26 protein-coding genes are annotated in these 24,571 nt (G+C 65.6%); 18 read left to right on the forward strand and 8 right to left on the reverse strand.

From position 1 onward, the window contains the following. Positions 1–4: 4 nt before the first annotated feature. Genes AB0K28_RS27725 through AB0K28_RS27740 form a run of 4 tightly spaced genes read right to left on the reverse strand, consistent with a single transcriptional unit; the run spans position 5 to position 3,514 of the window. Positions 5–1,021, reverse strand: a complete 1,017-nt coding sequence (locus AB0K28_RS27725; protein ID WP_364375595.1) for an ABC transporter substrate-binding protein — start codon at positions 1,019–1,021, stop codon at positions 5–7. Then, positions 1,018–1,833 carry an ABC transporter permease gene (locus AB0K28_RS27730; RefSeq protein WP_364375597.1) on the reverse strand — a complete coding sequence of 272 codons (816 nt, stop codon included), beginning with the start codon at positions 1,831–1,833 and terminating at the stop codon, positions 1,018–1,020. The genes AB0K28_RS27725 and AB0K28_RS27730 overlap by 4 nt, the downstream gene beginning before the upstream one ends. Further along, positions 1,830–2,597 (reverse strand): ABC transporter ATP-binding protein, encoded by a 768-nt coding sequence (locus AB0K28_RS27735; protein WP_345394681.1) that lies wholly within the window; start codon positions 2,595–2,597, stop codon positions 1,830–1,832. Before AB0K28_RS27735 ends, AB0K28_RS27730 begins: the two co-directional genes overlap by 4 nt. Beyond that, entirely contained in the window at positions 2,594–3,514 is a 921-nt protein-coding gene (locus AB0K28_RS27740; protein ID WP_345394678.1) for a DUF6282 family protein, read from the reverse strand. Before AB0K28_RS27740 ends, AB0K28_RS27735 begins: the two co-directional genes overlap by 4 nt. A 606-nt stretch (positions 3,515–4,120) precedes the next feature. Between AB0K28_RS27740 and AB0K28_RS27745 the strand changes: the two genes are divergently transcribed. The 3 genes from AB0K28_RS27745 to AB0K28_RS27755 all read left to right on the forward strand — a co-directional run bounded on the left by AB0K28_RS27745 (position 4,121) and on the right by AB0K28_RS27755 (position 6,717). Then, positions 4,121–4,702 (forward strand): hypothetical protein, encoded by a 582-nt coding sequence (locus tag AB0K28_RS27745; protein ID WP_364375601.1) that lies wholly within the window; start codon positions 4,121–4,123, stop codon positions 4,700–4,702. A gap of 14 nt (positions 4,703–4,716) precedes the next feature. Beyond that, a complete protein-coding gene (locus AB0K28_RS27750; RefSeq protein ID WP_364375603.1) occupies positions 4,717–5,343 on the forward strand; it encodes an NTF2-like N-terminal transpeptidase domain-containing protein in 627 nt (208 codons plus the stop codon). A 1,197-nt stretch (positions 5,344–6,540) separates the two neighbouring features. Further along, positions 6,541–6,717 carry a hypothetical protein gene (locus AB0K28_RS27755; protein ID WP_364375605.1) on the forward strand — a complete coding sequence of 59 codons (177 nt, stop codon included), beginning with the start codon at positions 6,541–6,543 and terminating at the stop codon, positions 6,715–6,717. 148 nt (positions 6,718–6,865) lie between these two features. On the opposite strand, the gene AB0K28_RS27760 is transcribed toward AB0K28_RS27755, so the two are convergent. Further along, the gene (locus AB0K28_RS27760; RefSeq protein WP_364375607.1) at positions 6,866–7,828 is read right to left on the reverse strand and encodes a WYL domain-containing protein; all 963 of its coding nucleotides are present in this window, start codon (positions 7,826–7,828) and stop codon (positions 6,866–6,868) included. A 98-nt stretch (positions 7,829–7,926) separates the two neighbouring features. Here AB0K28_RS27760 and AB0K28_RS27765 point away from each other — a divergent pair, with 98 nt between their 5' ends. After that, positions 7,927–8,547: a TIGR03086 family metal-binding protein gene (locus tag AB0K28_RS27765; RefSeq protein WP_364375609.1), complete on the forward strand. Its 621-nt coding sequence runs from the start codon at positions 7,927–7,929 to the stop codon at positions 8,545–8,547. A 664-nt stretch (positions 8,548–9,211) separates the two neighbouring features. Here the strand turns inward: AB0K28_RS27765 and AB0K28_RS27770 are convergent. After that, positions 9,212–9,625: a hypothetical protein gene (locus tag AB0K28_RS27770; protein ID WP_364375611.1), complete on the reverse strand. Its 414-nt coding sequence runs from the start codon at positions 9,623–9,625 to the stop codon at positions 9,212–9,214. A gap of 927 nt (positions 9,626–10,552) precedes the next feature. Here AB0K28_RS27770 and AB0K28_RS27775 point away from each other — a divergent pair. The 4 genes from AB0K28_RS27775 (at position 10,553) to AB0K28_RS27790 (ending at position 15,143) form a co-directional block, all read left to right on the forward strand. Next, complete coding sequence (locus AB0K28_RS27775; protein WP_364375613.1) at positions 10,553–10,783, forward strand: hypothetical protein; 231 nt, start codon at positions 10,553–10,555, stop codon at positions 10,781–10,783. 1,430 nt (positions 10,784–12,213) lie between these two features. Then, a complete protein-coding gene (locus tag AB0K28_RS27780; protein ID WP_364375616.1) occupies positions 12,214–13,152 on the forward strand; it encodes an ABC-three component system protein in 939 nt (312 codons plus the stop codon). A gap of 1 nt (position 13,153) precedes the next feature. Then, entirely contained in the window at positions 13,154–13,420 is a 267-nt protein-coding gene (locus AB0K28_RS27785; protein ID WP_364375619.1) for an ABC-three component system middle component 6, read from the forward strand. A 199-nt stretch (positions 13,421–13,619) separates the two neighbouring features. Beyond that, on the forward strand, positions 13,620–15,143 hold the full coding sequence (locus AB0K28_RS27790) for an ABC-three component system protein (RefSeq protein ID WP_364375622.1): 1,524 nt from the start codon (positions 13,620–13,622) through the stop codon (positions 15,141–15,143). Positions 15,144–15,233: 90 nt separating this feature from the next. On the opposite strand, the gene AB0K28_RS27795 is transcribed toward AB0K28_RS27790, so the two are convergent. Further along, positions 15,234–16,526, reverse strand: a complete 1,293-nt coding sequence (locus AB0K28_RS27795; protein ID WP_364375624.1) for a hypothetical protein — start codon at positions 16,524–16,526, stop codon at positions 15,234–15,236. 343 nt (positions 16,527–16,869) lie between these two features. Between AB0K28_RS27795 and AB0K28_RS27800 the strand changes: the two genes are divergently transcribed. Then, the gene (locus AB0K28_RS27800; protein WP_364375626.1) at positions 16,870–17,157 is read left to right on the forward strand and encodes a hypothetical protein; all 288 of its coding nucleotides are present in this window, start codon (positions 16,870–16,872) and stop codon (positions 17,155–17,157) included. Between the two features lie 255 nt (positions 17,158–17,412). Further along, positions 17,413–18,147: a GntR family transcriptional regulator gene (locus AB0K28_RS27805; protein ID WP_364375629.1), complete on the forward strand. Its 735-nt coding sequence runs from the start codon at positions 17,413–17,415 to the stop codon at positions 18,145–18,147. 12 nt (positions 18,148–18,159) lie between these two features. Here the strand turns inward: AB0K28_RS27805 and AB0K28_RS27810 are convergent, their stop codons facing one another. Beyond that, positions 18,160–18,573 carry a hypothetical protein gene (locus AB0K28_RS27810; RefSeq protein WP_364375632.1) on the reverse strand — a complete coding sequence of 138 codons (414 nt, stop codon included), beginning with the start codon at positions 18,571–18,573 and terminating at the stop codon, positions 18,160–18,162. 165 nt (positions 18,574–18,738) lie between these two features. On the opposite strand from AB0K28_RS27810, the gene AB0K28_RS27815 reads away from it, so the two are divergent. The 8 genes from AB0K28_RS27815 (at position 18,739) to AB0K28_RS27850 (ending at position 24,553) form a co-directional block, all read left to right on the forward strand. Further along, complete coding sequence (locus tag AB0K28_RS27815) at positions 18,739–19,164, forward strand: plasmid replication, integration and excision activator (protein ID WP_364375634.1); 426 nt, start codon at positions 18,739–18,741, stop codon at positions 19,162–19,164. Further along, positions 19,164–19,430, forward strand: a complete 267-nt coding sequence (locus AB0K28_RS27820; protein ID WP_364375637.1) for a hypothetical protein — start codon at positions 19,164–19,166, stop codon at positions 19,428–19,430. Before AB0K28_RS27815 ends, AB0K28_RS27820 begins: the two co-directional genes overlap by 1 nt. Continuing rightward, on the forward strand, positions 19,427–19,741 hold the full coding sequence (locus AB0K28_RS27825; protein ID WP_364375640.1) for a hypothetical protein: 315 nt from the start codon (positions 19,427–19,429) through the stop codon (positions 19,739–19,741). Before AB0K28_RS27820 ends, AB0K28_RS27825 begins: the two co-directional genes overlap by 4 nt. Positions 19,742–19,829: 88 nt before the next feature. Beyond that, positions 19,830–21,248 carry an FtsK/SpoIIIE domain-containing protein gene (locus AB0K28_RS27830; RefSeq protein WP_364375643.1) on the forward strand — a complete coding sequence of 473 codons (1,419 nt, stop codon included), beginning with the start codon at positions 19,830–19,832 and terminating at the stop codon, positions 21,246–21,248. Beyond that, complete coding sequence (locus AB0K28_RS27835; RefSeq protein ID WP_364375646.1) at positions 21,245–21,394, forward strand: hypothetical protein; 150 nt, start codon at positions 21,245–21,247, stop codon at positions 21,392–21,394. Before AB0K28_RS27830 ends, AB0K28_RS27835 begins: the two co-directional genes overlap by 4 nt. Further along, positions 21,391–23,004: a replication initiator gene (locus AB0K28_RS27840; RefSeq protein ID WP_364375649.1), complete on the forward strand. Its 1,614-nt coding sequence runs from the start codon at positions 21,391–21,393 to the stop codon at positions 23,002–23,004. Before AB0K28_RS27835 ends, AB0K28_RS27840 begins: the two co-directional genes overlap by 4 nt. After that, complete coding sequence (locus AB0K28_RS27845; protein WP_358077010.1) at positions 23,001–23,192, forward strand: helix-turn-helix domain-containing protein; 192 nt, start codon at positions 23,001–23,003, stop codon at positions 23,190–23,192. The genes AB0K28_RS27840 and AB0K28_RS27845 overlap by 4 nt, the downstream gene beginning before the upstream one ends. Further along, positions 23,189–24,553, forward strand: a complete 1,365-nt coding sequence (locus AB0K28_RS27850) for a tyrosine-type recombinase/integrase (protein ID WP_364375652.1) — start codon at positions 23,189–23,191, stop codon at positions 24,551–24,553. Before AB0K28_RS27845 ends, AB0K28_RS27850 begins: the two co-directional genes overlap by 4 nt. The last annotated feature ends 18 nt before the right edge of the window (positions 24,554–24,571 follow it).

Here is a 24,571-nt window from a genome sequence, read left to right on the forward strand (position 1 = left end):
CAGATCAGGTAGCGTCCGTGCGCAGCGCGGCCGGCACGATCTGCTCGTACGTCGGCAGGTGCTTGACCAGCCCGGTCATCCGGTGAAAGGTGAGGGCCGCCTCGAAGGAGGATCGGGGGAACCCGATGGTTTCGGGAATCTCGGTCCGCATGAGTGCAGGCAGCTCGGTCAGCGCCTTGGGATCGATGCCCTTCAGATAGACGCCCAGCAGCCGGATGATCTCGTCGGGGTCGGCGTCGTGGATGAAGCGCTGGGCGCGGCCGATCGCGTTCTGGAAGGCGGCGACCTCTTTGGGCTTCTTGTCGATGATCCGCTGCGTGGTGAACACGACGCCGTGCGAGGTCCGGTCCAGGCCGGGCACGTCCCCGGCGGCGGGTGAGATGAAGCGTACGCCGATCCCGGCCGCCGCGGCCTGCTGGGCGATCGGCTGGAAGAAGGCGAGCGCGTCGACCCGTCCAGATTTGAGCGCACCCAGGGCGGACGCGGCGGTGCTGCCGAGGTTGACCATTTCGCAGTCCGTATCGGCGTTCATCCCGGTCTTGGCGAACAGGTACGTCACGAGCGCCTCTGTCCCGCTGCCCGGCCCCGTGATGCCGATCTTCTTGCCGCGCAGGGCGCGGATGCGCTGGTCGAGCGGGTCGGACGGGCTCGCGCCCGCGAAGGAGGGACCGACGACGACGTCCACGTAGTAGCGGTCGACCAGGTTGGCCACCAGCCTGCCCTTGTCGTCGATCCTGGCCAGGTTGAACGCGTCCGTCATCACCCCGGCGCCGAGGTCGATGCTGCCCGACTTGAGGGCCGCGGCGACTTTTGCCCCAGTGCCGAGCCGGGGCCGTTCACCGAGCTTGACGCCCTCCTCGGTGAAGTACCCCTGCTGCTCGGCCACGAACAGCGGGAAGAACGCGAGCGAGTTGCTGATCTGCCCGACGTTCAGGACGCCGGGCGGCGTGGTCGAGCTACGCTGCGCGCAACCAGTCACGCACAGCAGGAGCGCGACCAGTAAGGCGAGGCGGCGGGTCACCGCTCCTCCCCCAGCGGCTTCCACCGGCTCGCGCGCCGGTCGAGCAGCCCGACGACCAGGTTCAGCAACGCCGCGATCACGCTCAGCACGACGAGGGTGGCGAACACCCCCGCGGTGTCGAACTGCGCGGCCGCGTCGTTGATCAGGTAGCCAAGCCCTCTGTTGGACGCCACCAGCTCACCGATCACCGCGCCGATGAGCGCGTACGGAATCGCCACCTTCAGCCCCGTGAGCAGCCCCGTCATCGACGAAGGGATGACCACCTTGACCATGATCTCCCGCCGCCTGCCACCCATCAGGCGTACGGCGTCGATGAGCCCCCGATCCACCTCGCGCACGCCCGCCGCGGTGTTGAGGAAGACGAGGAAGAAGACGGTCGCGGCGGCCAGCAGCACCTTCATGTGCATCCCGATGCCGAACCAGACGATGAACAGCGGCGCCAGCGCCACCTTCGGGATGGCGTACAGGGCCATGATGAACGGGTCGAGCACCTGGTAGAGCGCCCGCGCGGAGGCCAGTACGAACCCGGTCAAGGCACCCGCGGCGGCCCCGAGCAGGAAGCCGTACACCACCTCCTGAACGGTGATCCAGGTGTTGGACCACAATGTCCCGTCCTGATGCCACTGGACCAGACGCGTCCAGATATCGCTCGGCCGGCTGGTGAACGTGATGTCGAACCACCGCTCGGCCGTCAGCTCCCACACCACAAGCAGCGCCACCACCAGCAGCGCCCGCAGCGACCACACCGTGGCGGTGCCGCCGTGCCGTCCCCACCAGGTCCTGTCGAGCCGTACGGTCTGGATCGCGGTCATCGGGCACCCTCCCGCAGCGCCGCGGTGAGCTCGCGGTGCAGGGCGACGAACTCGGGGTGTACGCGGAGCTCGTCGGCGTCCCTGGGCCGGGGCAGGTCTACGGGCCGGTCGAGCATGACGCGGCCGACCGGGCCGAGCACCACGACCCTGTCCCCGAGCAGCAGCGCCTCCTCGATGTCGTGGGTCACGAACACCACCGTCTGCCCGCCGTCCGCCCACAACCGCAGCAGCTCGGCCTGCAGCTCGCCGCGGAGCTGGGCGTCGAGGGCGCCGAACGGCTCGTCCATGAGCAGCGTCTCGGGATCGCCCGCCAGCATCCTGGCCAGGCTGACCCGGCGGCGCATCCCGCCGGACAGCTCGCGCGGGTAGTGCCGTTCGAACCCGTCGAGGCCGACCTTCCCGATCAGCTCGGCCGCGCGTTCCCTGCGCCTCTGCGCGGGCACGCCGCCGATCTCCAGGGGCAGCTCGACGTTCCTGAGGACGTTGCGCCAGGGCATGAGGGTGTCGGACTGGGTCAGATAGCCGATGTCGGTACGCGGGCCCGCGACCTGCCTGCCGCGGTACGCGACCGTGCCGGAGGTCGGCGTGGTGAGGCCGGCGAGCAGGTTGAGGATGGTGGACTTGCCGCAGCCGCTGCGGCCGAGCACGGTGACGAAGCTGCCCTCGGCGACCGTGAGGTCGAAGTCGCGCAGCGCCACGATGCCGACCGCGTCCTTGACGAACTGCTTGGCCAGCCCGCTCACCTCGATCACGGTGTCGCTCATCGGGGACCGGCCAGCAGGCGGGAGTTGTCCACGGCCATGGTGCGTACGTCCTTGTCGGTGAAGCCCTCGGCGAGCAGCCGGTCGGCCAGCAGGGCCAGGCCGTCCTCCACGGGCGGGTTGAAGGGCTGGCCGAGGTCGCTGGAGAGCACGGAGTGCCCGGGGCCCACGGTGTCGATGTGGTCGAGCCAGGTCCGCCAGGAGACCTTGCCGGAGTGCGGGGTGGTGAAGCAGCGTTCGAGCAGGGCCCCCTTGGCGGCCAGCGCGCGCTGCCGGTCCACCGCGACCCGCTGCGAGGTGAACTCGGGATGGGTGACCACGATGCGCCGTACGCCCTCTTCGACGGCGGCGCCGACCACCGCGTCGATCTCGTCGGCGCTGAGGTGGCCGGTGGCGAGGGTCAGATCATGCTGCCCGATCAGCCGCAGCACCTGCCTGGTCCGCTCCAGCACCGTCCCGTCCTGCCCCACGACGTCCACGGGGTCGGCCGCCATCCCGGCCTCCCGCAGATCGTCCTGAAGCCTGGCCCACATGGGAGGCGTGGCGCCTTCGGGGTCGCGCGCGGTGCAGGCCCGCTGGTTGGCGCTGTCCACGGTCGGCATCCACACGAACCTGGCGCCGCCCCTGGCGGCGATCTCGACGGCGATGGGATTCATGCCGCCGACCGCGGCATTCAGGGTGATCGCACCGACGGCGTCGACGCCGGGCGCCGCTTTCCGCACCACCTCGGCCCGTTCCGCGGTGGGGACGTAATGGGATTTCAGTACGAAGCCGGCGAGCCCGACCTCGGCGAACCGCTTGGCGAGCGTCAGGTCGTCGATCCGCCTGCGCATCACGTCCGGCGCCACGTGGATGTGGATGTCGTAGGCGTCCGCGACCAGGTCACGGGCTCGTGCGGAGGGCTGGGGGTGATCCGGCATGCGTGTCTCCCACGATCTGCGTTACACAGACCGTTAACAATTTGGCAGACAACCGTCAAGACCGACCGGCCGAACCACGAGCGGCCGATTCCTCCCCGACCCGACCCGTCGGAACTCTGCCCGCACCCGATCTGCTATAGCCCGCCGACAAAGCGCTAGTCATCCGTGGGCCAATCGCGCCGGGACCGTTCCACGCGTGCGGACTTATATTGTCAACAATCCGCTCTGGCCTCCCGATTCGATCACGCAAGCTCGACCGAGGACGTGACCACGTGCCGGAGCACTCCGTGGGGAGACGGATCGATCACGGTCTCTGCGCTTCCGTGAGAGTCACCCTCGTCCCTGTCGACGCGACCACCGATCGACGTTTCCTGGTCCGGCCATACGGTGCAACCACCCGGCTACCGCTTCCAGCTCTTCCTAGCCCCGGACGCATCACGCGTGGTCGCCTGCCTTGGCGTCAGCCGACGTCCCCGCAAGGCACACCACTCCTGACTGAGATCACCCGAGAGCCAAATGCCGCGCCAACGGCAGCACGGCCTCGGTCCTGTCAGTGACCGCTTGTATCGTTGCACGGCGTCCGGCGGCGACAGATAAGGAAAGCTCATGGGAGATTGGTTTCAGACGATCGTGGACGTCCAGGCGACTCCTCAGGAGGCGGAAACTCTGGCGGCGGACGTTCGGAGCTGGCTGATCTCCTCAGGAATCGTGTCCGCAGAGCCCACGCACTGCGTCCTAGGCGCCGATGTCGGGCACCCGCCCGGCCCGCGCGCCGAGACAGCGGTAGACCCGTCCGGTTGGAGCGTGCCCTGGCATGACGGCCTCGCCATCACTGTCGGCCGTACCGTCTTCGACGCGGGGCAGGGCGACCCCATGGCCGTTACCTGCCCGCACTGCTCGACGACGACCCACCTGGCCGACGAGCGCTTCGAACTCAAGTACGAGGTATGGGAACCCTTCCGTGAAGTCGTACGAGGCTGGGATGAAGGAGACGACATCGTCATCGCCTGTCCAGCCTGCGCACAGCCGGTCGAACCGACTTCCTGGAAGTGGGCCGATGACTACTTCGTACTCGCCCATCTCGGCTTCACGTTCTGGAACTGGCCACCGCTACGCCCGCAGTTCGTCGATGACCTCGCTCGCCACCTCGCCGACCACCGCACCGTACTTCTCGAAGGCAAGCTCTAGCCGGCGCCCCCGACATGCCCGCATTTTCTCGCCGGCGGCGACGGACAGCGATCCCCATCGCCGTAGCCCTGATTGCCGTCCTCGGTCTGGGCATTGCCGTCTACCTGACGGTACGCACCAAAGGCTCGCCCCAGCAGACGGCGACCGCGTTCCTGACGGCATGGCAGCGCGGCGACCTGTCCGCCATGAAAGCCCAGGTGGTGGAGCCGCCCCGAGACTTCGACGGCATCTACAACGCCTTCACCAAGGGCTCCCAGGCCAAGCGGATAATCATCCAGGACATCCGCGTCCGCCCCAAGGCGTACTTGAATTTCGGGGAGACCGCCACCTACTACGCTTCGTTCACCGTCACCCTCGACGGACCGGTCCCCTACACCTATGACGGACAACTGCAGATCATCGACTTCGATCGCGCCTGGAAGGTGCACTGGTCACCGACGGCGATCCACCCCCAACTACAGGAGGTCGGCTTCAGCGAGGTGCGGCAGATCCGCGTCGTACCCCAACGCGACGGCTCCTCCTGGCTCGTCCTTCTGGAAACACGCGCCAAGGGCGAGCAGGCGGGACGACTTTTCGCCGACGAAGGCCTGAAACTGGCGGCCATCCTGGCCGACTCAGCGCAACCCGGGGTCACTGGATGATCGCCATCGCGAAGACCGGTTCATCGCGCGTCACCACATGCCGCCCTATTTCGCAGAGCAGGTGAACGGGCGCATCCGCCGGACACAGACCAGCAGAGGCGCCAGCCGTACAGGCTTCAGGACGCCGCAGGAGTCCGGTGAGCCGGGGCTGAGGGACGAAGCCCTGGACCTTCGATCGACCCCCGACCATGCAGGGCGGCCGGCCATGCAGTGGTTCGAGCTATTGCTAGAACCAGGCCGGCACCTGTCCGCGTCCCACTGGCTGTCCCCACCAGATGGAGTGCTCATGCCCCTGACCACTGAGACTGCAACCGCCATCGAGCAGCACTTCAGCCGGTACGGAAGACGGCGCCACAGATTGGCACGCCTGTATGGCGACACGGTGAAGGTTCTTCGACGGCGAGTACCGCTGCAAGGCCAAGTGGACAAACAAGTGAACAGCTCCTGAGCTGGATCGCTGTATGGCCGGGTTCCGGGATCGTTGTTCGGCGTAGGTTGTGATCTTCGTAGCGAGCCCGGCCGGACAGACCAGAGATCCTGTCCGCCTCCTGCGATGTTCGGCCCCAGGCCGGTGGCACAAGCCGGGCTGCCGAGCCGATCCGGCCTCATGCATCAGGCGCTCATGCACAGCCGAAACATGGTTGTCCGGGGCAGGGGCTTCCGGCGCGAGCAGGTGCGGCCAGCGCTGCGTGCTCTCCACCCGCCCGGGGGCGATCCGCAAGCGCAGTCTTGCCGACCACGCCGCCGCACTGCTCCCCATGAACGTGGGGGTGACCCCGGGCCTCACGACCGCTTATTCAGTGTTTGATCGTTCGGAAACGTACTGAGAACGATCAACCGTCGTTCGCCCGGTGTAAGCCGTAGACAATCGGACACGAAGCGAGCGGCCCGTCACCGCGTTTCCGCTGGTGACGGGCCTCTTCCCGCTGGGGTGGGCAACTGAAAGGTTCGAACTTGCGCAGACTGTGCCGACGGTCATACAGCGCGCGACTGTTGCGCTCGAGAGAGCGCCCTCCACCGCGTCATGCGCGACTGAACATGGCGCCCTGGTCCTTGCACTGTCCCTACACTGCGTCTCCTCCTGGAGAGCTCGCGATTCTTCCGGCGATCAGGGAGCACATCAGGGCTGTGAGCATGAAGTCGGCCAGCACGGGCGTGTCCGGACGACGGCGTTCCCGATCATGCATCCTGGAACGCATGATCACGCCGCAACTCCCCGACCCGCTGCCACACTTCTACGACTGCGGCTGCCCGGACATCTACTTCTGCCCAGCATCCGACGAGGTCGAATGCCCTCGCCACAGCGGTTTCACCGTCTGCTGCGGCAACACACCCGGCCACATCCCTGTGCGGCCGCACACGCCTCCCACCTGATCATCCCGTCTGCCGTCGACTCGCCCGAAGGGGAAACGGGCCGGGGCCACGCCTGCGCCTCCACCTGGCTCAACGCAGGCGTCCCCGCGCCCCTGGTGGCCCTCACGCGAACCGCGACAAACCCCGCGCCGGCCGGCGACGGGCCGCTTCATCCGCCGACGGCCTCGGTGTAGCGGCGGGCGAGCGTGCGGACGTGCTCGACCAGCTCGGGCGGGCCGTCCACGCGGAAGTCCATCATCAGCATGCTGAGGTAGATCGCGATGGTCTCCATGGCGTCGGCGCCGGTGACGAGGACGCAGGTGCGCGCGTCCACCGCCTCCACCACGCCGACGGCGGGGTTGATGCGTGCGATCACGGTCTCCGCGGGCGCGAGGACGGTGACGCGGGCGTGCACCTTCCAGCCGGTCTGCGCCACCTCGCGCAGGACGAAGGCGACGAGGTCGTCGTCGGGCAGGGAACGGGCGGCGAAGCGGCGGGACGTGGAACGCACCTCGGTCAGGTCGGCGACCGGGAGCGCCCGCCAGGCGTGCGTGCCCAGGTCGTAGGCGACGAGGAACCAGCGGCGCCGCCAGCTGATGAGACGGTAGGGCTCGACCTCGGTCTCGACGCCGGCGAGGTCCGCCAGGAGGGTCGCGTCGTCCCGGATCGCGCCGGCCAGGACGGTGAGGGTGGCGGCGGGCACCGGCGCGTCCGGCTCGCGGGAGCCGACCGTGGCGGGCCCGACCGCGGTGGCCGACCGCAGCGCGGTCACCTTGCGCTGCAGGCGTTTCGGCAGGATCTGCTGGATCTTGGCGAGTGCCCGCCCGAGGCTGGCGTCGATGTCGGCGATGGCGGTGGAACCGTCCCCGGCGAGGCCGACGGCCAGGGCCACGGCCACCGCCTCGTCGTCGTCGAGCAGCAGCGGGGGCATGTTCGCGCCCTGCCCGAGCCGGTATCCGCCCACGGCGCCGCGCGCGGCGTGCACCGGGTAGCCGAGCTCGCGCAGGCGCTGTACGTCCTGCCGCAACGTGCGCTCGGTGACGCCGAGGCGCGCGGCGAGCTCGCGGCCCGTGTAGGACCGGTCCTGCAGCAGGGACAGCAGCCGGAGCACCCGGGTCGTCGTAGGAGCCATCGATTCCTCATCTCGCGCGGAGTTATTAGGAAGAAAAATAGCCTAATAGCGTTCTAAGCTGGTCTTACCAGCGAGAAAGAACCCCGAAAGGTGAGACCATGAACGCCATTGACAGCGCCACCGTCACCTCCCTGCGGCCGGTCTGGCGCCAGGTGCTGGCCACCTCCTATCGGGCGCTGGAGGACAGCGTCGCCGGGGTGCGGCCGGGCCAGGAAAACAACGCCACCCCCTGCTCGGCCTGGACGGTCACTCAGGTGATCCAGCACGCTGCCGGCGACCAGCTCGCCTACGCGAAGATGCTCGGCATCGGCGCCGGCCCGTCCTACGACCCCTTCTCCCCGTCCGGCACCGTGGACGGCCCCGCCACCGCCCTGGTGAAGGAGGCCATCGAGCAGACCGCCACGGCGTGGGCGACGGTGTCCGACGACACCGAGACGGTGCCGACGCCGCTGCCGCACGGCGACCTGCCCACCCCGGTCGCGGGCGTGATGTGCGCGCTCGACGCCGCCGTACACGCCTGGGACATCGCGATCGCCACCGGCGGGCCGTCCCCGCTCGACGAGGAGCTCGCGGGCCACCTGCTCGCCGCCGCGCGACAGATCGTCGAGCCGCTGCGCCAGTGGGGCGCCTACGCCGCCGTGATCGAGGCCGATGGCGCCCCGTCCGCCACCCCGGTGGCCGACGAGCTGCTCCGCTACCTCGGCCGCGTCCCGCGCTGAGCGGTTCAAGCGCCGGCAGGCCGTGGCGCGGAACGCGAGGTGCCTGGGACAGACGGGCTGCCGGCGCAGAGGGACGGCCGCCGGCAGCGCATGGACAGCGACACCGCTGGGCCGCGCAACCCCTGACCCTGCGCGGCCCAGCAACGAGATCGACCTCGCGCGCGAGGCACGCTCCAGCGCTCCCCACGCACGTAGGGCGACCTCGGGGGTCGCGACCGCTTATTCGGTTTGATCGTTTGGGAATGTCATGGGAACGATCAACGGTAGTTCGCCCGGGTGAGCCGTAGACAGCCGGACACAACGAAAGAGGCCCGTCACCGCGTTCCCGCTGGTGACGGGCCTCTTCCCGCAGGTGTGGCAGGTGCAAGGCTCGAACTTGCGCAGACTGAGCCGACGGGTAGAGGCATCGGATCCTGGTCGACTGCTGTCTTACCGGGAGCCTCTTCTCATGCCAACCCATCTCGGCGCCGCCCCTGCTGACCAGCGCGATCAAGTGGGAAAAGCCTCAGTGGCGATCGTAGGGCTGCATCTGTGCGGCGGCGCGGCAACCCTGCCCGTTCCCACCAAGAGATAACCTCCGACCTGCGGCGGGAGTGCGTCTGGCGGCATCTGCGGCCATGATCATTGCACACATATGGCACAGGCAGGCGGGAGCGCTCGCTGCTCAATCCGAGTAGTAGTCCGCGTACCAACGTGACCTCGACTCCACAGAGAAGCCCTCGAAGTCGCCGGCCCCCTCACACAACTGGAGATAGTCCAGCGCCGCCAACGCCTCGGGCGGGTTCGCCGTGGTGAGATACGCCTTGGTCTCCTCAAGCCCAGCGCCGCAGAGCAACTGAACATCGACAGAAGAGTCGGCATCCCAGCTCGACCGCTTGGCATCCCAGATCGTCAGCACATCGTCGAGGTCACCGGCATTGAACAGCTGCACGCAGCAGAGCCTCATCAACTCGGTGTCGCCCTCGCCTTGTGCGCGTCGCTCCAGGGCCGCGTGGGTCCTCAGTGTCTCTCGAATCTCGTCAAGATGAGCGCCAGACGGTCGAAGACCATAGCGTCGCAGGCTCTCATCCTCGTCCACGAACCCTCCCTACGAGTCACGCAGCTCAAGGTCTGATTATTACTAGGCGCGCCCCTAATATCGCCCGCGCGTGGACGGCGGTATAGCTTCAGCAGCGGCCCCTAGTGAGGTCGTCTCCGGAAACCAGTCGCTCCAGCTCGTCACCGGTTACGACAAGATCCATGCATTCATGGGGCAGGCTCGCCTTGGAGCCGTTCGGCAGCCGGACCAGCGCGGTCGGCCTCCGCGAGCAGGGCTGCCACCTCCCGCCGCAAGGCTGGGGACGCATCACCCTCGACAGTTCACGCCCCGAGGTCAACCGCCGCTGGACCGACACCGGCGACACCCACGAGCTGCGCGGCCTCAAGCACCGAGGCGAGGACGACGTCCGCCGCATCCCCATCCCTCCAGAGCTGGTGAAGATCCTTCGGCAACACATCGAGGAGTTCGGCGTAGCACCGGACGGGCGACTGTTCCGCAGCCAGCGCGACGGCGTGGTCGCCTCGACGGCCTACACCGAGATCTGGCAGGAAGCCCGCACACTGGCCCTCACGCCTGCCCAGGTCCCCTCCCCGCTCGCTCGCTCGACGAGCGTACGACCTCCGGCACGCGGCCGCCTCCCTCTGGCTCAACGGCGGCGTACCGGCTCCAGAAGCGGCAACCCGTGCTGGCCACGGGGTGGATGTCCTGCTGCGCGTCTACGCCAAGTGCATCGACGGTCAGGAGGAGATCGTCAACCGGCGGATAGCGGACGTGCTCACCGTATGAGATCTCGATCAGCACTACTCGTAGGGCTCCATCCCGGGGCCTTTCGACGTTGAGGGCCAGATGTCAGGTGACGCGGTATCTGGCCGCATGCCGCCAAGCTGGCCACGGAGTCGGCCAGTGCCAGTTGACGTAGTCCTGACCGCGACCAGATCTTGATGTCCCTCTGGGATGCTCACACCCGTGATCGAACCAAAAGACGGACCCCAGACCGGCTGGCGTCGCTACGAAACTTCCGAAACCATCGCACTGGCCGGCCTCGTCACCATCGTCCTAGGTGTGCTGCTCGCCATCATCGAGGCGAGCACCAGATCGAGCAGTTCGCCATTATGGGTGACCATCTTCATCGGGATCGCTCTGGTAGGCGTCGGCCTTCGCATCGAGGCCGCGATCCGCGACCGGTCTCGACGCTGAACCCAGTAGCTATTGGCCCAGCCAGATCATCGCGCATGCTCCTGATCACAGGGTTTACCTCGGGGAACGCCTCATGATCCATCCCGCATATATCCCGCGACCAGCGACAAACGGCCGCTCAGAGCTGCATCTGGCTACACACCCCTGAAACTCGGAAGAGGCCCCGTAGGGCCTCTGAGCTGCTGTTACTGCTGGTGACAGGTGCAAGGTTCGAACTTGCGCAGGCTGAGCCGACGGTTTTACAGCGCGTGACCGCTGCGGCTGAGATATGGCCTTCCACCTGCGGCATGACAGTGTCTCACCACGATGCGAACCATGATCATTGCACGTATATTGCACAGGAAGTGCACCGCACCGACCTTGTCATGATCGCTTGCCTCTGCTTATGTGTTCGGAGTGAGTCGTGATTCCGATGTAGGCGGGCGTCTCGAACCTGTTCCGGCGAAGGTTAACCCGGCGGGTGGGAGGATGAATCACATCCCACTGCTCCTTGTCCTAGTCACGGTCCCTCTTCTGCTTGCCAACTGGTTCATCGCTGCCGTGATCCTTGGACACGACTGCACCTTTTTATACGAGGGCGGTAACATTACTGAATGTGCTGGCGGGCTATCAGAGGAAGAGATGACCGCCACATCGGGACTGATCGCGCTGGTGCTACTTGTTATCCAGACTGGGCTGATCGTCCTAGTGCGCCGGCGCACCCGCGGATCATAGCGAGGCCGCATGATCGGCGACGCGCTGGACGAGCCGCCGTTCTAGTTCATGTTGCACACGGTGATCAGCCTGTTGCCCGGTGGGCCAGGGCTGAGGAACGAAGCCCTGGACCTTCGATCGCCCCCAACCAAGTCCGGCGGCCAGCCATGCCGTGGCGATCGTAGGGCTGCATCTGTGCGGCGGCGTGGCAACCCCGGTCGGAGCGCTCGGTCGGTACGGCGGGGCCGGCGTGCGGTGCCCGGCCCGGTGTCCCGCCGCCGTCCGGGACCGGCCCCCAGGCCGCACGCCCGGACGGCAGGCGGGCGGAGGGCCGGAGGTACGGCGGCGCGCCGCGCCGCCGCTTGATCCCTATTAGGGAGATTCGGCAAAGCACAACACAACGGAGGCCTCCGGGCTGTGACCTGTTTGTTCAGGCCAGATATGCCAAGCCATGTCTCATGGAGCGAAAGCCCCACCCAACCGTGAAGCACGTGATCACCGGACCGATGCGCCCATTGTAGACCTTCCAGAGAAGAGGCCCATCGATGGCCGTCGCTGCACCCGGAGAGACATCCGCCATCACTGCACATGCCTCCGACACGACAAGATGCACTCCTAACTGGATCATCTCGCTAGATAACGCATCCGAATCATGATTATGATCACTCATGACAACGGACTTTGAAGCAGTTACGGTGAAGGCGTCTGTGCCGTCTCAATAGCCGAGGGAGGGGCCGGTGCTTCCGCATCAGAGGCAGTACGCGCAGGCCAAGTTCCGTTCGATAGTGGAAGACAGCACTGGCAATGAGTTCGAAAAACTGTTCCATCGACTCATGGAACTGAGTCATCCCCAATACATGCCAATCCGGACATACGGCAACATAGGTGATCTAGGTGGCGACGGACTGTGTGCGTGCTGTCGCACGCTCTATGCCTGCTACGCCCCCGAAACCTTTCGTGTTAGCGAGGTCAGAGACAAGTTCCTTGGTGACCTCGAAAGTGCGGTGATACAACGTCCGGAGCAATTCGATACGTTTGTCTTTGTGCACAATGATCAGCGAGGAATACACTCGATTGTTTCTGGGCTGATTGCTCAGCAACAGCAGAAGCTTAGCTCTATCACTTTTAGGCAGATGGGTCCGCGAAAGCTATGGTATGAGGCTCTGGATTTGAGTCTTAGTAAAATGGAAGCACTAATACAAGAACCAATACCTATACATGAAGTTCGCTATGGCGTAGGAATGGCAGATCTCGAGCCTCTACTGCAGCACTTAGCAGACACACGGCCACAACAGGCACCAAACGATGAAATTCCTCTCCCGACACCATACAAAGCCGATTACAATAAACTGAGTCCACGAGCACAGCAAGTGTTACAGGCGGCTCGCCCATACATTTATCAAGTGGGCCAATACTATGAAGGCATCATTGATCATACCGAACAGGATGAAGTAGCTGCAGGATTCGCCGCCTATTATCGCCAGATGCGTAAAGAGTATGGCGATCAACCAGACGAGATTTTGTGGCATATGCAGAGATATGTCGTGGGCCAGGAACATCCACGCTGGGAAAGAGCTGACGCGGCCGATGTGGTAGTAACCTTTTTCTTTGAGCAGTGTGACATCTTCGAAATCCCGCCCCCCGAATGGCGACCATCGCCTCGAGAGGAGGCATAGCGTGATAACTCCCACCAAAGGTATCGCGCCCGATCGGGCACTTCTCGCTGTGGGGGCTCAAATCATCATGCAGCTGAATCGTCCCCTCACTGTCAGCCAGGCATGGGCACGTCTACGCGAATGGCGACTTCAAAATGACCATCTTGCTCCGCTTTCCTTCGGTTGGTTTGTACTCGCGTTGGACGTCCTCTACGCACTCGGATTGGTCGAGCTTCGGGACGATCTGCTTACGGTAAGGAATAACAATGCTGCGCAGACTATCCGCTGACGATCCACGTTTTAAGACCGTTACTTTCCAAGCAGGGCTAAATCTGCTTGTCGCACGCACTACGCATCGCTCCTCATCAACAGATAGTCGCAATGGCGCAGGCAAGTCGAGCCTAATCGAGCTTTTGCACTTTGTACTAGGCGCCCGAGTTGACAGGAACCACTTGACTGCTCGGCGAGAGCTACGGGACGCCACCTTTATGCTGGCTTTGGATTGGCCGGGTCAATCCAACCACGTCACAGTAAGTCGCAAAGGTAAGACCGCCACTGTGGTTTCCCTGGCCCCATGCCTAGTACCATCCACGGGCCTCTTTGAGGAGGACCGTTGCACTATCCCCATCGCCGACTGGCAAAAACTCATTGAGGCAAAACTTTTTGGGCTGTCGGGCGAACATCGAGGAGTTACGGGGCGCGCACTTCTCTCGTTTTTGATGCGCAAAGTTGGCGATCACGGCTTCAATGAAGCAGCGCGCAGCTTCTCTCGTCAGCCAGAGTCGCAGGCCGCACCAAATCTAGCTTACCTGCTGGGACTCGATTCGGACCTGGCGGCGCGCTATCAAAACCTCGCTGCACGTAAGGCAGCGCGCGACCAACTTAAGAAAGCTGTAGATGATCCTGTTTGGGGAGAGGTCGTCGGAAAGAGTGCGGACCTGCGCGGCCAAATTGCTATCAGCGAAGCAAAGATTGCTGATCTAAATCAACAGATTTCCGAATTTAGAGTAGTGCCTCAATATGAAGAGCTCAAGTCGCGGGCTGACGAGCTTGCAACGCGCATTCAAGAACTCGGCAGCCAGGACGTGATCGACCGAAGAAATCTTGACCACCTAGAAAAGGCTGTTGCGGAAGCGGTCGATCCGGAAGTTCGATACCTGCAGCGAGTCTACGCAGATCTCGGCGTTACGCTTCCAGAACAAGTACGGCACCGATTCGACGAGGTTCGTGATTTTCATACTGCGATAGTAGCGAATCGACGCACCTACCTAGAGCAGGAAATCAAGGAGATTCGCGCTCGGTTGGACGCCCGACATGCCGAGCGATCTCGGCTGGGAGAAGAACAGAGTCTAATTTTGAAGCAGCTTGGCGAAGGAGGGGCCCTCGCAGCTCTGAGCACCCTTCAGAAGGCGCTTGGACAAGAAGAAGCTACCCTAGGAGCGCTGCGGCACAGACTCGAAGCGGCCCAGACAGTCGAGTCGAGTAGTAGAGAGATAGAAGCGGAGCGACTGGAACTTACTCGCGCCATCGATACCGACCTGCAGGAAAGGCGTGCTCTCATCGATCAAGCAACTGTCTTGTTCAACGATTTTGCGCGACGACTATACGGCACCACGAGGCCGTCATATCTGAAGGTTGAGCCAGGGCGCAGCAGTTTGAAGATCATTCCGAAGATTGATAGTGACGTCAGTCAAGGTATCAATCGAATGGCTATTTTCTGCTTCGATCTTACGCTTGCCGTAATAGCTCACCGCGCTGGGCGCGGCCCAGATTTCCTAGTTCATGATAGTCATCTATTCGATGGCGTCGATGACCGCCAACTGACCCGTGCTTTCGAAATCGCTGCTGATACAATGCAGGCTGAAAAGATGCAGTACGTGGTGACGATCAATGAGGACGATCTCGCAAAGGCTGAACGGCTCGGCTTCGACGCCAGCCCGCACACTATTGAACCGCTCCTCACTGACGCTTATGACGAAGGCGGCCTTTTCGGCTTTCGCTTTGATAGATGAGATAAGCTGCTCGTTGATTATGGCCACTATGATTGCTTGTTCGCTCAGATTCTATGGGGATACGGAGTGCACCGGTTAACCTCCCTGCGCTCAGTCTAGAAGGTCTGGGCGACGGTTCGCGAGGGCCCTCCGCGCAGCTACGAACCGTTCGTGGAATTCTCCAGCAAGCGCCTCTCGTTGATAGCGTTGCCGTAGAACGCGGTCGAGGTCTCCCGCGCGATTGACGAGATCGGTGAGAGAACGCCGGTCAATGTCGAATGCGGCCATGCCCTCTTCAACTGCAGCGTCAAGATCGCCACGCCGAGCATGGACGATGCCAAGGTCTATGTGCGCGTCGGCGACTCGCATCGGGGCGTTGGAGGTGCCGTCTGGGCGGGTGTGCATCTGGATGGTTTCGCGGGCGTGTTCTTCGGCGCGGTCGTCGTCGGCGAGCCAGGTGTAGCAGGTGGCGGCGTAGAAGACCCACTTGGCGTGGTCGAAGACAAAGTGGTGGTCGGCGTGCTCGGGCATAGGCAGGCTGCTGAGTACTTCGGCTCCGCGGGTCAGGGCTCGGTCGGCTTCGCGGCGGTCGCCGATGCGGGCCAGGCCGCGGGCTTCTTGGAGGGTGAGTTGGACCATGGCGCTGCTGGTGCCGGCGACGGCTTGTCCCATGCGGGCGGCGGTGACGACGTCTTCGTAGCGGCCTTCGACGAGGGCGAACCAGGCTGACATTTCGTGTGCCCAGCCCATGAGTTCGCCGTGTCCGACCTGGCGGCCCATCTCGAAGGCGGCGCGTCGGGCGGTTTCGGCTTCTTCCCTCTCGCCCAGGTCGTAGTGGACGCAGCCCAGCAGGGCGGTGAGCCAGCCGGTGATCACGAGCAGTTCGCGGTGCTGGTCCAGGGTGAGACGGCCAGCGAGCAGGTGGTTGATCTGCGCCAGGCGTTTCTGCGTGCGGTCCCGCAGGGTGCCTGCGGGCACGATGGGATAGGCGCGGCACAACAGATCGACGGCCTCGGCAAGGGCCTCCAAGGTTCCGGCCCCTACATCTGATGCTTGAAGTTGCTGGGCGAGTTCCATGGTCCCGTACAGGTCGGCCTCGGCGCGGAGAGCATCGGCGGGGATCACGCGGGCCTCGATGAGGCCGCCGCTACCGGTGTGCTTGCCCTGGGAGAACCCGAGCGCTTCTGGCTCCCGGCCGGTCAGTTGCGTCAGCGCCAACCGGTAGGGGGTGCGGGGCCAGCGGACTTCGCCGGCCTCCCAGCGGCGTACCCGTTCCTCGTCGCACACCAGTCGTTCGGCAACGCCTATCGGTGTGGCGTTGATCTGGTCGGCCATCTCCGCACGGGACAGCCGTCGCTCATTGCGCCATGCACGAAGCCTCACGTTCGGGATGTAGTCGGGCATCTTCGGGTCTTCCTCCCGGCTGGGGGCTCGAAAGGGGAAATGAGGGGGCCGTTCAGGGGTCCTGCTCAGACTCGGTTGCCGGTGGACTTGTCATCAATCAACCACGGTACGTCACGCGGCCTCCCGCCACAGGGAACGCCGGATGAACGAGGAGATTGGCGACGGTGATCCGGCCAGACGAGATGAGCAAGACGTCGCCGTGCCCCGGCTGCCGGGGACGCGGGAACAAGCTGCGCGACTCGCGCCGCGCGCTCCTCATCGGCGACTGCGACACAGATCAGACCCCTAGTGAGGAGCGGGAGTGTCTCGACTGCCTCGGAGGCGGCCAGGCCGAAGGGAACGGATGATGAACTCGATCATGCAGGCGGCGATGAACGGCTTCCTGCAGAACCAGCGTGAGGGCGACATGCTCGTCCGGCTGCGCGACCAGCTCACGAACCTCGGTGTCAACGCCGAGTTGCGCGACGACAACACCGCGCTGGTCGTCCACAAGCGGAAGCCGGGACTGCCTGTGTGGGTGTTCGTCGGGTTCGGCGGGTCCTACTACTCGTGGCAGAGCGCCGAGCAGCGGCACCCGACTCACGATCCCGAGGGCGCGGCGAAGCTTCTGGCTGAGTACATCGCCAGGTAATGACCGGCGCGGCGAGACAAGTGCGCTCCCTGCCAAGAGGGGGTAGGGATTGCCGCCGCAGTTGTCTCGTTGCGCCGCCTTGCCGGCAGGCAGTTGCAGTGGTGGCCCCCGCGGCGTCCTTTCCCCGCCCGGCTGCTGGGCTGCCTGCCGGTTCTCTCTGTACGGCTCCCGGCCTTGCCCCAACCGCGTGGACAGGCTGTGGTTCGCCGGTTACTCTCAAACTTAGTAAAACAACCTGTCGGCTGTTGGACGGTCATGATGTCGCTAGAGTCCGTGCCGCCTAAGTATGCGCAGCTTGTCCAGACTCTGCAGAGGCGCATCGAGGCCGGAGACTACCCACCGGGCACGCTCCTCCCCAGCGAGAACCAGCTCATCCAGGAGTTCAGCGTCTCCCGTCCCACCGTGGTCGCCGCCCTGCGGGTGCTGCGCGAGCAGGGCTGGATCGAATCTCAGCAGGGCAAGGGCCGCTTCGTGCGTGGCCGTCCGGCCATGGCCTCCATCGAGCAAAAGCGCCCTGGACAGGCTTACCTGACCACGCCGGAGGCCGACACCGCCGGCGACGTTGTCGAAGTGGGCGCTGTCACCGCCCCAAACCGCGTCGGTGCGCTGCTCGACGTGCAGTCCAAGAGCAAGGTGTTCGTCCGGCGGCGGCTCATCGTGCGTGACGGCGAGCCGACCGAGCTCGTGTCGCTCTGGTTGCCGTTGGATCTTTCCGGCGGTACGGATATCACCAGCGATGAGCCGTTGCGCCAGGGGCTGCGGGAGCATCTTCAGGCGCGCAAGGGCGTCCGGTTCGATCACATCGTGGAGCAGATCACCGCGCGCATGCCCTCGGCCGACGAGGCCAAGCAACTGGCCATGCCTAAGAACGTCCCGCTCCTGGCGGTCTTCGGCGCCGTCCGTGACGCCTCCGGCCGGCCCCTTGCTGTCGTCGAGGTCCTGCTGCCTGCTGACCGGCACGAGTTGGAAGACGCCTACCCGATCACCTGATGGGGCTGCCGTCTACGTGCAGCGGAAGTCCCAATCGCTGGAGCTGATGTCGCTGAACTCCACAACGACGGCTCTACCGTCCTCGGTGTTCTCGCCCCAGGTCAGACGAACATTGGCCTCGTTCTCCACTCCGGCAATTGCGGCTTTGCGGTAGTAGGCACCGATCTCGCCCGCTGACAGACCAGTACTCAGGGGCAGTCGGATCTCGTAGTGGCAGTAGTCGCCACTTCCACCGCTGTTCTTGCCGAATTCGGCTTCGGTGTCGCCGGTGCTGCGTGTCTCAGGCGGCAGCGGGATGGCCAGCACTCGCTCACGGAAGTCGTCGAGCCGAGCATCGTCGCGCCACACCGGCTTCATGATCAGCAGGAACAGCCCAGCCAGCGGGGCGATCACGACCACGGCTAAGCAGCCCCACAGGATTCGCACCAGATCCTCCCCAGATGTCGGGCCATCGGCTTGAGCGCCTGTCTATCGCACTGGTGACGCGTCCGTCACCTCACACCTAGTCACTTGACCTAGCAAGCTACGCAGGGTTACGGTCTAACTACTTAATAGGTCGAGTGCCTGTCATCCAAGAGAGGAACCAACGTCATGGCTCTGCAAGGCCCCATCCCCGTTACCTACTCCATGGTCTTCCCGCACGGCTGCTACATCGTCGGCGAGGTCGAGCCCGTCAAGGACTTCGACGCCTCGACGAACGGCCGGTTCGTGCAGGCCCGCGACAAGCAGACCGCAGAGCTGGTCTGGCAGGTCGCGGTCATGGACGGTGACCCGACCCTCAAGCCCGCTCAGAAGACGGTGGCGGTCAAGATCCTGGCCCCGGTCCAGCCGGTGCCGCCGCAGCCCATGCCGGGGCTGCCGTTCACGCCCGTCGAGTTCGACGGAATGTCCGTCACCCCGTACGTCAACGCGGCCGGACGGCTCGCCTACTCGATCAAGGTTCGCGAGATGCACGCTCCCCGCCAGCTCAACCAGCCCGCCCAGAGCAAGGCTTCGGCCGGAAAGGAAGCCGCCTGATGACCCGACGTCGTACTCCGCGCAACAGCGTGATCCGGCTGACCACCGGGCACGCCGCCCGCACCATGAACCACCCGTTCGCCCGCCGTGAGCCCGTCCTGGCGCTCGACTTCGGTGCCACCTCCGTCCTGGTCACCACCAACGGGCCCGTGACGGCGGAAGACCTGGAGTTCGCCCGCCAGCTCGCCCACGCGGCCCACCGCTTCGCCCGCTCCGTGGAGCGCAGTTTCTACGGCCTCCCGGACGGCAAGGGGGTGGCAGCGTGAGCGAGCCCCGGCCCTACACCTACGTCACTTTGTCCATGCAGCCCGACTGCGCGCCGCACGTCGGCGTCTCCTTCCACACCCCGCGCCTGAAGGTCCGTGCCGGGCTCCTGCTCAGCAACCCGCGCCCGTACCTGGACTTCGCCTCTCATGAGGCGAACGTGCACATCTCCACCACCGGGGCCGGCCCGGTCACCGAAGACGATCTGACCCGCGCCCGCGACATCTTCAACGCCGCCGCTCGCTACCTCGCCGACTGCGAGCAGTTGCACGCCGAACAGTCGGCCAAGGACGCCACCGATACGGCGGCCTGACACATGAGGCGGGGCCGCTGGAAGCGGCAACTTCCGGCGGCCCCTCGGTTCTCCCACGACTTGCTCAATCACGAGAGGTTCCCAGCTTATGTTCAAGCGGCTGCCTGGCGATGAGGCGCGCAACCTCGTCTCCACCACGCCCGATACGGCCGTCGTCTTCCGACCGGCCGTGCTCAAGACACCCGCCATCATCACCTTCCTCATCTACGGCTGGCGCTTCCTGTCCGCGCTCGTCCGTACGACCTGGCGGCATCCGGTCGCCGTCGCCGTTCCCGTCGTCCTCAGTGGCATCGGGTACGGGTACGGCTGGCCCGCTGCCGCATCCACGCTCGGCCTCGTCGTCTTGTCCCTGCTCGCCTGGGCCTGCACCGACGGCGACTCCTTCGCCCGTCTCGTCGGCTTCCGGCTGCTGGCCTGGTGGCGGCTGATGTCGGTCTACCGCCGTCACTGGCACGGCGTCATGGACGTCTCCGGCCTGGCCAAGCGCGTCAACGGCCACGTCTACATGCCGCGCCTGCTCCGCGTCACCTGCGACGGCTGGGCCGACCGCATCACGGTCCGCATGCTCGGCGGCCAGGCGGTCAAAGACTGGTCCGACCGCATCGACAACCTCGCCCACGGCTTCGGCGCCACCTCCTGCCGCGTCGCACTCATCAAGGGCGGCCGACTCCTGCTGACCTTCCCACGCAGCGACCCACTAGCCGCACCGATGCCCGCCCTGCCCATCCCGGACGAACCATCGGTCGGACCGGTCGAGATCGGCAAACAGGAGGACGGCCGACCGCTCAAGCTCAAGGTCCACGGCACCCACGTCCTGATCGCGGGCGCTACCGGGGCCGGCAAGGGCTCGTTCCTGTGGGACACCATCCGCGGCTTGCTCCCCGCCATGCGGGCGGGCCTGGCCCAGATCTGGGCGCTGGATCCCAAGCTGATGGAGCTGTCCTTCGGGCGGGAGCTGTTCGAGGGCCGCTACGCCGCCGACCCGGCCGACTGCGCCGACCTGCTCGACGAGGCCGTCTCCGTCATGCAGAAGCGGGCGGCCCGCTTCGCCGGTCTCCAGCGCTCCCACGTCCCGACCATCGAGGACCCGTTCGTCCTGGTCCTCGTGGACGAGGTGGCGTTCCTGACCGCCTACCAACCCGACCGACAACTCCGGCAGCGCATCTCCGCCGCGCTGGCCACGCTCGCCACCCAGGGCCGCTCGGTCGGTGTCGGAGTCATGGCGGCCCTCCAGGACCCACGTAAGGAGGTCATGAACATCCGCAACTTGTTCCCCGACAAGATCGCGCTCCGGCTGGATGAGTCCGAGCAGGTGGACATGGTCCTCGGCGACGGCGCACGCGACCGGGGCGCCCTGGCCGACCACATCTCACCCGTACCTGAGCTGGGCGCGGGCGTCGCGTACATGCGCCTGGAGACCTCACCCGAACCGATCCGGGTCCGCGCCGCCTACGTCTCCGACACCGACATTCGCGCCATGGTCGCCTACCACGGGCAGGCCGCATGACTCACCTGCTCCACGGCCTGCGCTGCGCCACCTGCCTCACCCCGAACGCTCTCTGGCTCGACCCCGTACGCGGCCTGGTCGAGTGCGCCGAGTGCGGCCAGACCGCACTCATCGTCACCGACCCCGACGAAGGGAGGAACGCATGACCCATGCGCACGACCGCGCCCTCCCCCGAGCCGTCCGCCAAGCCATGCCAATGGCCCGCGACGTACTCGCAGAGGTCGCCAAGCAGCACGGCGTCTGCATCCGCCCGATCCCGCTCAAGCGCCTCGACACCCACACCGGCACCTGGGAGGTCATCGACGTCCCGTGCGGGGCCACCCTCGACAGCAAGTGCCCGCCGTGTGCCAAGCGCAACAAGCAGCTCCGCAAGGCCCAATGCCGCGAAGGCTGGCACCTCGACGAAGAACCCACCATCACACCCGACGAACCCAACGAGGAACAGCGCTGGCTGGTGGAGTTCCGCGCGGACTACCAAGCCCAACGTGACACCGCCGAAAAGGCCGGCGACGACACCACCGAACTCGACGCGATCATTAGCGGCCTAGACGAGGAGATCAACGCCGCAGGCATGCGCGGCAACGTCCTCGGCCGCACCACCGCCAAGCGCTCCCGCTCCACCCGGCGACGTCAGGACGCACCCGACCTGCCCAAGCGCAAAATGGCCCACACCACCCTTGGGCGCACCTTCCAAGCCAGCGACGGCAAGGTCTACCGGCCGTCCCTGTTCGTCACTCTCACCCTGCCCAGCTACGGCAAGGTCCGCGACGGCGCACCCATCGACCCCGACACCTACGACTACCGACGCGCTGCCCGAGACGCGCTGCACTTCTCCAAGCTCGTGGACCGCTTCGTACAGAACCTGCGCCGGGTCGCGGGCTACGACGTGCAGTACTTCGCCTCGGTAGAGCCACAGAAGCGGCTCGCCCCGCACCTGCACATGGCCATCCGTGGAACGCTCCCACGAGCAGAGATCAAGCAGATCGCCGCCGCGACCTACCACCAGGTCTGGTGGCCCCAAGCTGACGAAGTCGTCTTCGAGGGCGAGCACCTGCCTGTCTGGCAGGACGGCACCGGCTACCTGAACCCGGCCACCGGCGAAGTCCTGCCCACCTGGGACGAAGCCCTCGACTCACTCGACGAGGACGCCGAACCGCTCCACGTCATCCGCTTCGGCGAACAAGTCGACGTCCAAGGCGTGCTCGCGGGCACCCCGGACGCCGACCAGTGCATCCGCTACCTGTCCAAGTACCTCACCAAGAGCCTCGGCGAGGCCCTCGACGGCGGCCAGGCCCAGCAACAGCACGCCGCCCGCATGCTCGACGCGCTCCGCTACGAACCCTGCTCACCCGCCTGCCCGAACTGGCTGCGCTACGGCATCCAGCCCAAGGACGCCAAGCCCGGCATGCAGCCCGGCCGCTGCCGTGGCAAGGCCCACAAGCCCGAACACCTCGGCTACGCCGGACGCCGCGTCCTGGTCTCCCGGAAGTGGTCGAACAAGACCCTGGCCGAGCACAAGCAGGACCGCCGAACTTGGGTCCTGGAAGCCCTCGGCCAGGCCGACGAGCCCACCGACCCACACCGCTACGTCTGGCGTCCCGTCCCGGCCGGCGACGCCAACGTGCCACCCCTCGCCGTCCGCCTCCTCCGATCCGTCCACGAACGCCAACGCTGGCGCGCCCACCTCCGTGAACTGGAAGCCAGAGCAACCGGACAAGATCTTTCGGCAGTCGAAGACGTGGGGAGGGCCGCATGACCGCACGAGACGAGCTGCTGACCGTCCGACAGGTCCTCGACGAACTCGGCGGCGTCTCCCGCCGGACCTTCTACCGCTGGCGTGAGGTCGGCAAGGCACCCGAGGGCATCCGCCTGCCCAACGGCGAACTCCGCATCTACCGCAGCGACCTCAACGCCTGGCTTGAATCCCTCCGGAGTGCCGCATGACGACCTCGTACGACGTGAAGTTCTTCGAGATCACCCGCAACAAGTCCAGCAAGACACCCTCGTACGTCGTCCGCTGGTCCGTCGCCCGCAAGCGCTCCTCGAAGACCTACCGCACCAAGGCCCTCGCCGAGAGCTTCCTGTCAGACCTGCGCCAGGCCGCCAAGCGCGGTGAGGCCTTCGATGTGGACTCCGGGCTACCGATGTCCATGATCAAGGCCAAGGACGCTCGGAGCGTTCTGGAGTTCGCCCAGGCGTTCATAGAGATGAAGTGGCCGCATGCAGCGGCCAAGAGCCGGGACAGCATGTCCGATGCCCTGGCGACGGTCCTACCCGCCCTGACCAAAGACCGAGCGGGCCGCCCAGATGCCCGCGAGCTGCGCACGGCTCTCCGTAAGCTCCTCCTCCTGCCACAAGACAAGCGCCCGACCGTCCCACAGCAGCACAATGCTGCCGTGGCCTGGATGAAGGCGGCCTCGCTCGACCTGGCCAGTTTGGAGGAAGCCAAGACCGTACGGCTCGCCCTGCACGCCCTGACGCTGTGCCTCGATGGCAAGGCGGCAGCCTCCACGACGATCGCCCGCAAGCGTGCCGTCTTCCACGCCCTCCTGGAGTACGCAGTAGAGCTGGAAGAACTTTCGGCAAATCCGCTGCACAAGATCAAGTGGAAGCCGCCCAAGACCACGGAGACGGTAGACCCTCGCGTCGTGGTGAACCCGCGCCAGGCACAAGAGCTGCTGACCGCGGTGACCTACGTCGGCCGACGCGGCAGAGGCCGGCGACTCATGGCCCTCTTCGCCTGCATGTACTACGCCGCCCTTCGACCGGCCGAAGCCGTCGGCCTCCGTATCCAGGACTGCCACCTGCCCGCCGCAGGCTGGGGACGGCTGACGATCGACGTGTCCCGCCCCGAGGTCAACACGCAGTGGACCGACACGGGGGACGCGCACGAGGAACGCGGCCTCAAGCACCGGGGCAGACAAGACGTCCGACCAGTGCCCGTCCCTCCCGAGCTGGTCAAGATCCTCCGCGAGCACATCGCCGAGTACGGAACGGCCAAGGACGGCCGGGTCTTCCGCAGCGAGAGAGGCGGCGTCATCGCCTCAACGGCGTACACAGAGGTCTGGCAGGCCGCTCGGCTCCTGGCCTTCACGCCCGCCCAGGTCGCCTCTCCGCTCGCCAAGCGTCCCTATGATCTCCGGCACGCGGCGGTGTCCCTCTGGCTCAACGTGGGCGTGTCAGCCCCGGATGTGGCCGAACGAGCGGGCCACAGCGTCGATGTCCTGCTGAGGGTCTATGCCAAGTGCATCGACGGCCAACAGGAGATCGCCAACAAGCGGATCGGCGACGCCCTCGCCGCATGACCCACACCTCAACTCCGC

Origin of the sequence: Nonomuraea sp. NPDC049504 (assembly GCF_040676845.1) — a bacterium.
In the GTDB taxonomy this organism is placed as follows: domain Bacteria; phylum Actinomycetota; class Actinomycetes; order Streptosporangiales; family Streptosporangiaceae; genus Nonomuraea; species Nonomuraea salmonea.

Coding starts and splice junctions, on each gene's coding strand:
- AB0K28_RS27765 (WP_364375609.1), top strand. CDS start 7,927: ATGAACGCCATTGACAGCGCCACCGTCACCTCCCTGCGGCCGGTCTGG.
- AB0K28_RS27820 (WP_364375637.1), top strand. CDS start 19,164: ATGACCCGACGTCGTACTCCGCGCAACAGCGTGATCCGGCTGACCACC.
- AB0K28_RS27795 (WP_364375624.1), bottom strand. CDS start 16,526: ATGCCCGACTACATCCCGAACGTGAGGCTTCGTGCATGGCGCAATGAG.
- AB0K28_RS27845 (WP_358077010.1), top strand. CDS start 23,001: ATGACCGCACGAGACGAGCTGCTGACCGTCCGACAGGTCCTCGACGAA.
- AB0K28_RS27850 (WP_364375652.1), top strand. CDS start 23,189: ATGACGACCTCGTACGACGTGAAGTTCTTCGAGATCACCCGCAACAAG.
- AB0K28_RS27835 (WP_364375646.1), top strand. CDS start 21,245: ATGACTCACCTGCTCCACGGCCTGCGCTGCGCCACCTGCCTCACCCCG.
- AB0K28_RS27755 (WP_364375605.1), top strand. CDS start 6,541: ATGATCACGCCGCAACTCCCCGACCCGCTGCCACACTTCTACGACTGC.
- AB0K28_RS27800 (WP_364375626.1), top strand. CDS start 16,870: ATGATGAACTCGATCATGCAGGCGGCGATGAACGGCTTCCTGCAGAAC.
- AB0K28_RS27730 (WP_364375597.1), bottom strand. CDS start 1,833: ATGACCGCGATCCAGACCGTACGGCTCGACAGGACCTGGTGGGGACGG.
- AB0K28_RS27760 (WP_364375607.1), bottom strand. CDS start 7,828: ATGGCTCCTACGACGACCCGGGTGCTCCGGCTGCTGTCCCTGCTGCAG.
- AB0K28_RS27805 (WP_364375629.1), top strand. CDS start 17,413: ATGATGTCGCTAGAGTCCGTGCCGCCTAAGTATGCGCAGCTTGTCCAG.
- AB0K28_RS27740 (WP_345394678.1), bottom strand. CDS start 3,514: ATGCCGGATCACCCCCAGCCCTCCGCACGAGCCCGTGACCTGGTCGCG.
- AB0K28_RS27750 (WP_364375603.1), top strand. CDS start 4,717: ATGCCCGCATTTTCTCGCCGGCGGCGACGGACAGCGATCCCCATCGCC.
- AB0K28_RS27745 (WP_364375601.1), top strand. CDS start 4,121: ATGGGAGATTGGTTTCAGACGATCGTGGACGTCCAGGCGACTCCTCAG.
- AB0K28_RS27830 (WP_364375643.1), top strand. CDS start 19,830: ATGTTCAAGCGGCTGCCTGGCGATGAGGCGCGCAACCTCGTCTCCACC.
- AB0K28_RS27790 (WP_364375622.1), top strand. CDS start 13,620: ATGCTGGCTTTGGATTGGCCGGGTCAATCCAACCACGTCACAGTAAGT.
- AB0K28_RS27815 (WP_364375634.1), top strand. CDS start 18,739: ATGGCTCTGCAAGGCCCCATCCCCGTTACCTACTCCATGGTCTTCCCG.
- AB0K28_RS27840 (WP_364375649.1), top strand. CDS start 21,391: ATGACCCATGCGCACGACCGCGCCCTCCCCCGAGCCGTCCGCCAAGCC.
- AB0K28_RS27735 (WP_345394681.1), bottom strand. CDS start 2,597: ATGAGCGACACCGTGATCGAGGTGAGCGGGCTGGCCAAGCAGTTCGTC.